This window comes from Arthrobacter alpinus (assembly GCF_001294625.1).
GTDB classification, from domain to species: Bacteria; Actinomycetota; Actinomycetes; order Actinomycetales; family Micrococcaceae; genus Specibacter; species Specibacter alpinus_A.
In genome coordinates this window covers 3,540,360-3,551,526 of the sequence record NZ_CP012677.1, presented here as the reverse complement: position 1 = coordinate 3,551,526, position 11,167 = coordinate 3,540,360, and the positions used below count along the sequence as shown (strand labels likewise).

The 11,167-nt window shown below is 62.1% G+C and carries 11 protein-coding genes; all 11 read right to left on the bottom strand.

The window, feature by feature from the left end; genetic code table 11:
* Position 1 precedes the first annotated feature (1 nt).
* Positions 2-907 (bottom strand): dihydrodipicolinate synthase family protein, encoded by a 906-nt coding sequence (locus tag AOC05_RS16155; protein WP_062008319.1) that lies wholly within the window; start codon positions 905-907, stop codon positions 2-4.
* A gap of 167 nt (positions 908-1,074) precedes the next feature.
* The gene (locus AOC05_RS16150) at positions 1,075-1,278 is read right to left on the bottom strand and encodes a hypothetical protein (RefSeq protein WP_157375014.1); all 204 of its coding nucleotides are present in this window, start codon (positions 1,276-1,278) and stop codon (positions 1,075-1,077) included.
* Positions 1,279-1,433: 155 nt separating this feature from the next.
* The gene (locus AOC05_RS16145; protein ID WP_062008315.1) at positions 1,434-2,117 is read right to left on the bottom strand and encodes a response regulator; all 684 of its coding nucleotides are present in this window, start codon (positions 2,115-2,117) and stop codon (positions 1,434-1,436) included.
* A gap of 339 nt (positions 2,118-2,456) precedes the next feature.
* Positions 2,457-3,671 (bottom strand): sensor histidine kinase, encoded by a 1,215-nt coding sequence (locus AOC05_RS16140; RefSeq protein ID WP_062008313.1) that lies wholly within the window; start codon positions 3,669-3,671, stop codon positions 2,457-2,459.
* 96 nt (positions 3,672-3,767) lie between these two features.
* Positions 3,768-5,063 (bottom strand): alpha/beta fold hydrolase, encoded by a 1,296-nt coding sequence (locus AOC05_RS16135; protein WP_062008311.1) that lies wholly within the window; start codon positions 5,061-5,063, stop codon positions 3,768-3,770.
* Between the two features lie 89 nt (positions 5,064-5,152).
* Entirely contained in the window at positions 5,153-6,214 is a 1,062-nt protein-coding gene (locus AOC05_RS16130) for a proline racemase family protein (RefSeq protein WP_230085404.1), read from the bottom strand.
* Positions 6,204-6,908 (bottom strand): ABC transporter ATP-binding protein, encoded by a 705-nt coding sequence (locus tag AOC05_RS16125; protein WP_062009924.1) that lies wholly within the window; start codon positions 6,906-6,908, stop codon positions 6,204-6,206. Before AOC05_RS16125 ends, AOC05_RS16130 begins: the two co-directional genes overlap by 11 nt.
* A 5-nt stretch (positions 6,909-6,913) precedes the next feature.
* Positions 6,914-7,774, bottom strand: a complete 861-nt coding sequence (locus AOC05_RS16120) for an ABC transporter ATP-binding protein (RefSeq protein ID WP_082358037.1) — start codon at positions 7,772-7,774, stop codon at positions 6,914-6,916.
* On the bottom strand, positions 7,771-8,859 hold the full coding sequence (locus AOC05_RS16115) for a branched-chain amino acid ABC transporter permease (RefSeq protein ID WP_082358036.1): 1,089 nt from the start codon (positions 8,857-8,859) through the stop codon (positions 7,771-7,773). Before AOC05_RS16115 ends, AOC05_RS16120 begins: the two co-directional genes overlap by 4 nt.
* A 2-nt stretch (positions 8,860-8,861) precedes the next feature.
* A complete protein-coding gene (locus tag AOC05_RS16110) occupies positions 8,862-9,755 on the bottom strand; it encodes a branched-chain amino acid ABC transporter permease (protein ID WP_062008309.1) in 894 nt (297 codons plus the stop codon).
* 134 nt (positions 9,756-9,889) lie between these two features.
* A complete protein-coding gene (locus AOC05_RS16105; protein ID WP_062008307.1) occupies positions 9,890-11,056 on the bottom strand; it encodes a branched-chain amino acid ABC transporter substrate-binding protein in 1,167 nt (388 codons plus the stop codon).
* Positions 11,057-11,167 lie beyond the last annotated feature (111 nt).

Here is an 11,167-nt window from a genome sequence, read left to right as displayed (position 1 = left end):
TTTACCTGTAGCCCTTGGCCAGCACGGCCTCGGTGTCGGCGGTGATGCGGGCTGCCGTATCCGCAGGGAGCGGGCTGCGCGGCTGGCGGCAGGCGCCGCCCTTGCGCCCGGCAATGTCCATTGAGAGCTTGATCGCCTGGACAAACTCGGTCTTGGAATCCCAACGCAGCAGGGAGTGCAGATCACGGTAGATGGGAAGTGCTGTGGTGATGTCTTCTGCCTTGCCGCTGGTGACCAGCTCGTACAGTCTCACCGTGCTTTGCGGGATCGCATTGGGATAGCCGGCAATCCAACCCACGGCGCCTGCGATGCCGAGTTCCAGCAGGACGTCGTCGGAGCCAACCAGCAGGTCCAATTCGGGGGCCAGCTCGGCAATCTCGTAGGCGCGGCGCACGTCACCGGTGAATTCCTTTACGGCCACAATCAGGCCCTCGGCGTGCAGGCGTGCCAGCAGGGCCGCAGACAAGTCCACCTTGGTGTCGTACGGGTTGTTGTAGGCGACTACGGGCAAGCCGGCCTTCGCCACCTCACGGTAGTGTGCAACCACCGTTTCCTCATCTGCCTTGAAGGTGTTCGGCGGCAGTGCCAGGACAGAAGCTGCGCCTGCGTCACGGGCTTGTTCGGCCCAGCGGCGGGATTCGTCGGCACCATAGGCCGCAACACCGGGCATGACGGTGAAGCCTTCGGGAGAGGCGGCCACTGCGGTTTCCACCACCTTGGCCCGTTCCTCCGGGGTCAAGGTCTGGTACTCCCCCAGGGAGCCGTTGGGGCACACGCCGTCGCAGCCATTGGCTGCCAGCCACGCCACATGGTTGCCAAAACCGAGATGGTCGACGCTACCGTCGTCGTTGAACGGAAGGGCGGTGGCAACGTGGATGCCCTGCCAAGGGTGGGTGCGGCTTGTCATGGTGCTCCCCTTACAAAGGGTCAGTTGCCCGGGGACAGCGGTTTTTGCTGCCGCCCCTTGGGCACTGGCAACACCGCCACCATCCTATTACACACCCACCCTAGCAGTGCAATGTCACATTCCACCAGCGTTTTTGTTGCCTATTTTACGCAGGTCTCAACCCAGTGTTAGCACCACTTCACGAAGCCAAGGTCGCAAGGAATAAACCACATGCCGTAAGTGGAGGCCACGCCGCCCATCATGAGCGAATTGCTTGCGGAAGTGGAAGCAACAGGAGTCGTGGTAGTGGCTGCCATGGCCACGCCGGGTGCCATGACCAAGCCGGCGGTGAGGATAGCTGCAATACTCAAGGAAGTGATGCGAGTTTTCATGGAAGAGCCTTTCACGGTGGGCGGTCACAGCCGCCGGAGCAGGGACGTTCCTTAGCATAGGTCCCTGAACCCTACCCGGATACGGCTAAAGCACCTTTGTTCACCTGTCCTTTTGGATAGTCTTCTCCACTAGCCCTGGGATTAGTGTCTTTCCCTTAGGCGACAGCGCCCGAACGCAGCGCAGAAATGACAAGCTGCAGGCGGTCCCTGGCTGAGAACTTCCGGCCCAAACGGACCAGGTGGTACTTGACGGTGGATTCGGAAAGGTAGAGGGCCGAGGCGATTTCGCTGTTGCTCTTGCCTTCGCAAAGAAGTTTCAGCACACCTTCCTCCCGTTCCGAGAGTTCAATCTCCGGGTGCTCCGATTTGGCGGGGCGGCTCTTGCGGACGTCGGCGACCAGCAGGTGGGTGACGGCCGGGTCGATGGGGCATTCCCCGGCATGTACTTCCCGGACGGCTGCAATGATTCTTTCCGGCTCCGCGTCCTTGACCACATAGCCGCTGGCGCCTGCCATCAGCGCGGACTTCAGGTGCCCATCCTCAACGTGGCCGGTGACCACCAGGATCCGGATCTCCGGAAATTCCTCCACGAGGTGCCCGATGGCGGTTATGCCATCCATGCCGGGCATTTGAATGTCTATCAGGATGACCTGCGGATGAAGCTCGCGCACCAAGCGGATGGCATCGAGGCCGTTCTCGCCTTCGCCCACCACCACCACGTCTGACGTTTGGGATAGATATGTCCGCAAGGCGCCCCGAACAAATTTTTCGTCATCGACAATGACCACTTCAATGGTCTCGGCGTCGAGTGCCTCTGCGGTTTCCGCGCTCACATTCATGCTCACATTCTACGTAAGCGCTTCACACACTGTTGACATCCGGACCGGGGAACCCCGGACACCGGCTCTCAGCGTGCGGGTGTGGCGCTGGTGCCGTCGGGCCAGATGCCGCTTGAGCGTTTTGCATTCATGATGTTCTCCTTGAGCTACTGGGAGCACGCTCTGACGACCGGACCGGACGGGAGCATGCCTCACCCTCATACTTATGAAGCTACGTTTGCTCCGCTTCCCTTGGCAATGCATCAACGGTACGTCAACCCGATTGGACCATGAAAAACGCCGCGATTCGGCTATAATTGTCCATTTGGCCCAACCTTGGAAGCTCTTTGGCAAGATTCCTTAGTGTAGTTTTTGGGGCCCCTGGAACGGCAGTACGGCTCGGACGCTCCACCAGCCCTCCACCGGGCCAGTTTCAAGGGTCCCACCCAACCGGGTGGCCCGTTCGCGCAGCCCCACCAAGCCGGTACCGGAAACGGGCAGGCGCGGCTTGCCGGGCGTCATACGATTGCGCACCACCAGTTCAAGCTGATCCTCTTGCACGTCCAGGGAAATGTGGCATTCGCTGCTGTGTCCTGTGTGCTTGGCAATATTGGTGGCGCTTTCCTGCAGGATCCGCAGCACGGTGGACCGGAGTCCGTTGGGGGTGCGGCCTAGGTCCCCGGACGTCTTGACCAGGGTGAGGACCCCCAGACTGTTGAGCCGCTTTTGGGTTTCGGCAACACTGAGCGCTAAATCGATGGTCGCCGGACTCGTAGGGACAGCAATCACCCCGGACTGCCGTGGCACAGCGGGGAGGTCTTCAGTGCGCATGGCGCGCAGGAGGCGGCGCAGGTCATCGAGGGAGTTTCTGGCCATGATCCCAACCTCGTCCAGGGACTGCTCCTTTGCCGGTCCGTCCTTAGCGATCTTGCCAAGATTTGCCTGGACGGCAATCATCGTCAGCCCGTGGGTGACCACGTCATGAAGCTCCCTGGCAAGCTCCGTGCGCTGCTCGAGGGCTGCCCGTGCGGCAGTTTCTTCGGCCGCCTTTTGTGCCACCTCGGCCTGGATCGCCCTTTTCCGCAGAAGTTTCACAACGAGTCCGGGAGCAACAAGCAACAAAGTAAATGGAATGTAACCCCACAGCGCTGCTGGGGTCAGATCCGAAACACCAAGTACCCAGGCGAGCTGCCAAGCTAGAAACCCTCCCACCATGGCAATGAGAGAGCGGGTGGACACGCGATACGCGGCAATGGGCAACGCCGCGAAAATTAGCAGTAATCCACCACTGGGTTGAGTGTTGGGATACATGGTTACCAGCAACGCCAAAAGTGGAATGACGGCAAGGTGGGGCCTGAAGGCTAGAGCCATCCACAGCGCCCAGTAGCTTACTGTTCCTGCCAGCATCCACCAGGGAAAGTTCCCGTCCTGATATTTCACAAAGAACAGCCGTACGTCATCGACGGCCGACACTGTGACGATCAAGGCAATGGCAAAGGACACCCAGGCCGGCATCGGTGAGACGCCGGCCTTGAGGGTGCCGGCGAGCGAGAGGTTCCGCCACGGACTACGCATGCGCACCCGAGTGGTTCTGCCGTGACGGCTTCAAGGAAATCGGGCCAGGGGCCACATGGTGCTGGGCGGCGGACCTACCGCTTGACGTGTCGTCCACTACGCAATTCCCCCGCCCAGCTCGTGAAGGGTGTTGCGCAGGTAGGCGAAAACCTTGTCGTTGCCAATGCCATCGTGTTCAAATTCGTTCGTGACCCAGGCGTGCACGTTCCCCACCGCTGCAGCGGTGTCCAGCTGGAGTCCGGAGTCGACATACATGTCGTCATAATAGACGGCTGCGGCAAGCGGCACTTGGTTGGCGGCAAGCCTGTCCAGGTCATAGAGCTGCGTGCTCGTCTCGCGGCTGGCCAACTCATTGACGGCACCAGCAAAGGGACGCAACAGCCGGATCTCCTCAAACATCCAAGGGAACATCATCTCCCCGGTGAACATCAGAGGCCGGGCCGTGTCGGCAAATTCCGGGTGGTTCGCCAGCTCGCGCTGGGCCGCCCAAGCTGTGGGGCCATTGGAACCGTGGGAGTAGATACTCTCCTGCAGTGCCGCAAAAAGCGGGTTGCCGGCAAAGCAGGTGCGGGCCAGCACCTCGGCCAGGAATCCATCGGTGAGGTGTTCGCCGTCGTCGCTGAAGGCCTCGTCAAGGAGCCAGTGCATGCGCTCAAACCCCGGCTTCATGCCAAAGTCGATGCCCAGGGTCTGCAGGCGGCGGACCGTGAGCCTGTCGCCGTCGGGCAGCCTGACATCATTGGCACCAAGGTGGTCGGCCAAGCGGGCAACCAGGACCTCATCCTTCGGGTAGCGGGCGTAAAACTGGCGGTTCTTCGCTGCCGTGCGCGGGAAGGTGCGCCTGTAGACCTCGGAGGCGTCGGGCCGCACGCTCGCCAGGCCGCCGGTCACATAGCAGGCAGTGAGCGCTTCGGGGGCACGTGAAAGGTACGTCAGGGTCAGGAAGCCGCCATAGCTTTGCCCCAGAGTTGACCAGCGCTGGCCACCAAAACGGGTCTTTCGGATGTGTTCGGCGTCGGCCACTATCGAGTCGGCCCGGAAATGCGAGAGATAGTCCGCACCCGCTCCCGCGTCGGGGAATTGCCCCATGGTCCGGGCGTCCACCCGGGTGCTGCGGCCCGTGCCGCGCTGGTCAAGGAGCACCACGCGGTGGGTCTTCAGCGCCTGGCCAATCCAGCCCGTGGCGCCCAGGGGACGCGGGGCCTTACCTCCGGGGCCGCCCTGCAAGAAGACCATGACAGGGAGCTTCTCATGGCGCCGCGCCGGGTCAACAAGCTCGCGCGCGAAAACCGAAATGGTGGTGGCGTTGCTCTCATCAAACCAGTCCAATGGCACGCTCACACGAAAATCGCTCACATACAGGCCAGGAATGGTGTAACTCGGATCGCTCATGGCTCAATCTTCCCAGCTTTCACGCCGCCACAGCGAATCCCCCACGCTCTCCGAGACAAACCGTGACAGGCCTCAGGCGCGGGCCCCACTCACCGCAGCACGAATCCCAGGCCCAGTTCGTCGTCGTCCGCCAGAGTGAAGGTACTTTCGCCCACGGGAAAGGCGTTGGAGGTGACATCGACTATCACCCCAGCGTCACTGGCCTGCGCCACCGTGGCCGTGAAGTGGGAGTCAATGATGGAGAAGTGATCCAGCACCTGCCCATCCGCGAGCTGTCCAGAGGCAGCTAGGGAAGCCACTCGGGCGGCGGTCCCGGAACCGCACGGTGAGCGGTCAACTTGCCCGTCGGCAAAGATCGTGACGTTGCGCTGGGCCAGGTCCCCGGTGTGCACCAGCCCGCCGCCCGCGTGAACATCCTCATGAAAAATGGTTCCGTAAATGCCGTCCAAACGAGTCTCCGTGGGGTGCTGCGCGGCAGGGTGCCCGGCCAGCGCCGCCTTGATTTGCCGCCCAGCCTCAATGAGCCGGTTGAGGTTCGACGGCGTGATATCCAGCCCTGCCGCCCGCGCCGGCAGTGACGCGTACAGCGCCCCGCCCCACAACACGTCAATGCGCAGGGTGCCGAAATCCGGTGTAGTAACTTCCACGTTCCGCACCGCCACGAATGAGGGCACATTGCGGAACGCCACCGCGGTGATGCGTCCGTCCTCGGTGTGCACCCGTGCCTTCACCCGGCCCGACGGGACGTCGATGACCACGTCGGTGTCGCCGTCGTCGGGGGCCGGTACCATGCCGCTGCGCACAGCCCAGGCACCTAGGGCGATGGTGCCGTGGCCGCACGCCGTGGAAAACCCGTCCTTGTGCCAAAACAACACCCCCAAGTGGGCCCCTGAATCGTTGGGCGGGACAATGAAGCCGCCGTACATGTCTGCGTGTCCGCGCGGCTCGTTGACCAGCATCTGGCGCAGGGTGTCGGCGGGGCCCTCCATGGCGTTCTGCCGTCGGGCCAGCACCGTGTCCCCCTCGATGGGAAACGGCAGTGCCGGCACTATCCGGAACGGCTCCCCCGCCGTGTGGTAGTCAACGGTTGAAATTTTCCACTGCGCCGCCTTCATGCGCAGACCCTTCATCTGCCCGGGGTCAAGCGCCAAGATACGCCTCAACAATGCGTGAATCCGCCAAGAGCTCGGGCCCGGTGCCTGTCATGGTGGTGAGACCGTTTTCGATGACGTAGCCGCGGCTGGTGATCTTCAGCGCCGCCCGCGCATTCTGCTCCACGAGCAACACGGTGGTGCCATTGGCGTTGACTTCCTTGATGACTTGCATGACCTGGGCCACGATCAGCGGTGCCAACCCCATGGACGGCTCGTCGAGCATGAGCATCTTGGGCCCGGCAATCAGGGCCCGGCCAATGGCCAGCATCTGCTGCTCGCCGCCTGAGAGAGTGCCGCCCTGCTGGCTCCTTCGTTGCGCCAGCAAGGGCAACAGCTCGAAGACGTCCTTGAGCCGCTTGGCCACCGCCGCCTTGTCCTTGACCAAATACCCGCCCAGTTGCAGGTTTTCCAGGACCGAAAGGGTGGAGAAGATCCGCCGCCCCTCCGGCACGTGGATCAGGCCGTCGCCCACCACGTCCCACGGCTTGGCGCGGGTGATGTCGGTACCGGCAAAACTGATTCGCCCGGAGTGTGTCTTCACGATGGCCGACGCAGCCGAAAGCGTGGTGGTTTTCCCCGCCCCGTTGTTGCCCAGCAAGGCCACGATCTCGCCCTCTTCAACACGGACGCTGATGCCGCGCAGCGCCTGGATCTTGCCGTAATACACCTCCACGTTGTCAAATTCGAGCATTGACATCAGGATTCGCCTCCCTCGAACTGCGCATTGGCTGCGGCGTTTGCCGCCGCTTCGGCATCCTCCACGGAGGTGGCGCTGCGCGTTGGCGGCTCAGCGTCGTCGTCCTTGCCCAGATACGCCTCGATGACGGCCGGGTTGATCTTCACCTGGGCCGGCGTGCCGTCGGCGATCTCCTTGCCAAAGTTCATCACCACCACCCGTTCGCTGACTTCCATGACAACGCTCATGTCATGCTCAATCAGCACGACGGCGGCCCCCAGGTCCCGGATCTTGCGGCACAGTTCCAGCAGATCACGTTTCTCCGAGTGGTTCAGCCCGGCACCTGGCTCATCCAGCAGCACAAGTTTGGCCTTGCGCGCCATGGCCCGCGCCATCTCCACCTGCCGTTGCTGGCCGTAAGCCAGGTTTCTCACGGGGATGCCCCGCCCGCCCTTGTAGCCCACAAAGTCCAGCCAGCGGTGTGCCTCCTCGGTGTAGAACGCCTCACTCTTGCGGTAGCGGGGGGTGTGGAATAATGCGTCGACAAAGTTCTGGCCACCGTAGAGGTGCATGCCACCGCGCACATTGTCCAGCACTGTCAGATCCGGAAACAGGCGCAGGTTTTGGAAGGTGCGGGTGACTCCCGTTGCTGCGATGACCGCAGGGCGCTTGCCCGTGATGTCCTGCCCGTCGACCTTGACGGTGCCGCTGACGGGCTTGTAGAAGCCGGTGATGCAGTTGAAGGCGCTGGTCTTCCCCGCCCCGTTGGGTCCAATCACCGAGACGATCTCGCCTGCGTCCGCGGTGAAGGAGAGCCCGTTGACGGCTTTCACCCCGCCAAAGGCGATCTGTAGATCTTTGACTTCCAGCAGCGGGCTCATGCGTTTTCTCCTGTCGCCGAGTTTGCTGACGCGGTTTTCCGGCGGTCCCGGCGGGTGCCTTTGGTGCCGCCGCCTGGCCCTTCTTCGTCGTCGCTCTTTTCCACTTCAAAGGCACGGGCAGGCCAGAACCCTTGGGGCCGCAGCACCATGACCAGGATCAGTACGACGCCAAAGATCACGTACCGCAGGTTGCCCATGTCTCGCAGGAACTCCGGCAGCAGCGAGATGACAACCGCTCCCACCACCACGCCGCGGGTGTTGCCCATGCCGCCCAGAACCACGGCCATCAGCACAAGTGCGGACTGCAAGAACACGAAACTCTGTGGTGAGATCGCCGAGAGATGTGCGGCAAAGAGCATGCCTCCAAGTCCTCCCCAAATGGCACCAAAGATGTAGGCCGCCAGCTTCACCTTGTAGGTGTGGATGCCCATGGCCTCGGCGGCGTCCTCGTCCTCACGGACAAAACGCCACGCGCGTCCCAGCCGGGATTTGCCCAGGCGCGCGGAGCCCAGGACCAACAGGCTGACGAACACCACGCAAAAGTAGTAGAACGGCACGGGGTTGGAGAGGTTCATGCCGAACAGGTGTATGCCGGGAATGCCATAGATTCCGGAGGGACCACCGGTGATGGTCAGGTTGTTGGCCGTCAGCCGGATGATCTCCCCAAAGCCGAGGGTCACGATGGCCAGATAGTCACTGCGCAGCCGCAGTGTGGGGGCGCCGATGATGAGTCCGGCCAGGATGGTCATGACCAGCACGGCCGGGATGGTGAAGAGGATGGGTAGCTCCCACGCCTTGGACACGATGCCGGCGGTATATGCCCCCACCGCCATGAAGGCGATATAGCCCAGGTCCAGGAGGCCGCAGTAGCCCACCACAATGTTCAACCCGGAGGCCAGCAACACAAAGATCACTGCGGTGGTGGCAATGTTCATGGCGTAGTTGCTGGCCAGGATGAACGGGAAGACCACGGCGATGCCGAAAGCGGCCCAGCCCAGTTGCTTGCTTTCAAACAGGGCCGAGAATCGGCTTGCCGGCTTGCCGATCCGGCGCGGGGCCGTGGAAGTATCTACGTTCTCGCTCATTTCTAAACACGCTCCGTTACACGTTCGCCCAGCAGACCTGTTGGTTTCAACGTCAGGAACGCGATGAGTACGGCAAAGGTGAAGACATCCCGCCATTCCCCGCCGAGCCACTGTGAGCCAAACGCTTCAAGCAGACCCAGCAGCAACCCGCCCAGCATGGCGCCCTTGATGTTTCCGATGCCGCCAATGACGGCGGCCGTGAAGGCCTTCAGGCCAATGATGAAGCCCATAAGGAAGTCGATCTTGCCGTAGTAGGCCCCCGCCATGACACCGGCCGCCCCGGCAAGCGCGGAGCCGATGAAGAAGGTCCAGGTGATGACCTTGTTGACGTTGATACCCATCAGCAGCGATCCCTTGGAATCCAGGGCAATGGCGCGCATGGCCCGCCCCATGGAGGTGCGCTGGATGTAGGAGTTCAGCCCCAGCATGAGCAGGATGGCTATGGCCATGAGCACGATCTGGGGGGCCGAGATCCGTGCGCCCAGGACGTCGAAGGTCTCGCCTTGCAGGCGTACCGGGAACACCTTGGGGTTGGGCCCGGCGATGGCGCTCACACCATATTCCAGGGTGAAGGAGGCGCCGACGGCGGTGATCAGGACCGCGAGTCGCGGCGAGTTGCGCAGTGGCCGGTAGGCCAGGCGTTCAATGCCGACGCCTATGCCGCCGGTGATGATCATGGTCAGCAGCAGCACTATCAGCAGTGCTGTGATGGACATGGACGCCGGGATGACCCCGAAGGAGCTTAGGGTGGCGAAGCCGATGAAGGCGCCCAGCATGTAAATGTCACCATGGGCGAAGTTGAGGAGTTTGATGATGCCATAAACCATGGAATAGCCCAAGGCGATCAGTGCGTAAAACGAACCCACAAAGAGGCCGTTCCAGATTAGCTGTGTCATGCCGTCCCGCCTTGACTCAAGAGTCGTACAGATTGCTAAAGAAAGGCTCGGCTGGCGGGCACGGGCCCGCCAGCTGCCAAGCCTGAAGCGCCGGTCCCACGCCGCGCGAGACGGGGCGTGGGGCGAGACTTGCCTCAGCTCAGGGTGTCTTGGAGCACAAACTTCCCGCCCTTGACCACCAGGATCTGGAAGCCGCCGTTGGTGAGTGTGTGTTCCGGCGTGAACTTCAACGGGCCCGAGAACAGCTGGAAACCGTCAATGCCCTCCAGTGCCGCAATGACCTTGGTGCCGTCGGTGCTGCCTGCCTTGGTGATGGCCTCGGCTGCCACGCGAACAGCGTCGTAGGACTGGGTTGAGTACGGTCCGGGGGCGCTGCCGAACTTCTTGGTGTAGTCGGCGATCCAGGTCTCGGCACCCTTGATGGTGTCCGGTGTCTGGGTCATGGTGGCAAACACGCCGTCAGCGTTGGTGCCTCCGGAAATCTCGATCAGGGAGGCGTCAACACTGCCGTCAGCCACCATTATCTTGCCCTTGTATCCGGCAGCCTTCAGCTGGTTGATGATCAGCCCGCCTTCTTGGTAATAGCCGGTCCAGTACAGCATGTCCGGGTTGGCGCCCATGATGTCGTGGACCACCGAGGAGTAGTCGCTTTCCCCAGCCGTAACCGAGGTGGCCAGCGCAACCTTCACTCCGCCGTCGGCCTCCAGGTCCTTCTTGGTCTGGGCGGCGATGTCCTTGGAATAGCTGGTGTTGTCATCAACAAGGGCCACGCTCTTCACGCCATCTTTGATCATGAACTTTACGGCCGCCGCGGCTTGCTGGGTGCCGGTGCCGTTGATCAGGAACACGTTGGGCAGTTTCTGGTTCACCAGCTCCTGCGAGTTAGCTGCCGGGATGATCATGGGAATGTTGGCCTTCGAGAAGATGGGCAGGGTCGGCAAGGTGGCACCGGAGCAGTAGCCGCCCACGGAGATCACGGCACCGTTGGACACGGCCTTGTTGGCGGCTGCCGCGGCCTGGGTGGGATCACAGGCCTCATCTTCGGCGTCGAACTGGAGCTGGCGGCCAAGCACGCCGCCCTTGGCGTTGATCTCATCAACTGCCATCTGCATGCCGTTCTTCATGTACACGCCGGTGGGGGCACTGGAGCCGGAGAGCGGGATGACGGCCGCGATCTTGATGGGGCCGGAATCGGAGGTCTTGGTGTCGTTGCCGCCCAGAATACCGCCGCACCCCGTGGTGGCCAGAATGGTTGCCGCAACCGCGGCGATGGTCACTACTTTGGGAATTCGAAGTTTCATTGCCTGCATCTCCTTTGACGTGACAAATAGCAATACGCAACGCACCGTGGGGAACCTTTTGCATCAACCGCTGTCAGATAGGTCACACTTCGTATGTCAGTAAAATATGAC

Excerpts from the sequence above, each read along its gene's own strand:
- AOC05_RS16155 (WP_062008319.1), bottom strand. The coding sequence starts at position 907 with ATGACAAGCCGCACCCACCCTTGGCAGGGCATCCACGTTGCCACCGCC.
- AOC05_RS16150 (WP_157375014.1), bottom strand. The coding sequence starts at position 1,278 with ATGAAAACTCGCATCACTTCCTTGAGTATTGCAGCTATCCTCACCGCC.
- AOC05_RS16145 (WP_062008315.1), bottom strand. The coding sequence starts at position 2,117 with ATGAATGTGAGCGCGGAAACCGCAGAGGCACTCGACGCCGAGACCATT.
- AOC05_RS16140 (WP_062008313.1), bottom strand. The coding sequence starts at position 3,671 with ATGCGTAGTCCGTGGCGGAACCTCTCGCTCGCCGGCACCCTCAAGGCC.
- AOC05_RS16135 (WP_062008311.1), bottom strand. The coding sequence starts at position 5,063 with ATGAGCGATCCGAGTTACACCATTCCTGGCCTGTATGTGAGCGATTTT.
- AOC05_RS16125 (WP_062009924.1), bottom strand. The coding sequence starts at position 6,908 with ATGCTCGAATTTGACAACGTGGAGGTGTATTACGGCAAGATCCAGGCG.
- AOC05_RS16120 (WP_082358037.1), bottom strand. The coding sequence starts at position 7,774 with ATGAGCCCGCTGCTGGAAGTCAAAGATCTACAGATCGCCTTTGGCGGG.
- AOC05_RS16115 (WP_082358036.1), bottom strand. The coding sequence starts at position 8,859 with ATGAGCGAGAACGTAGATACTTCCACGGCCCCGCGCCGGATCGGCAAG.
- AOC05_RS16110 (WP_062008309.1), bottom strand. The coding sequence starts at position 9,755 with ATGACACAGCTAATCTGGAACGGCCTCTTTGTGGGTTCGTTTTACGCA.
- AOC05_RS16105 (WP_062008307.1), bottom strand. The coding sequence starts at position 11,056 with ATGAAACTTCGAATTCCCAAAGTAGTGACCATCGCCGCGGTTGCGGCA.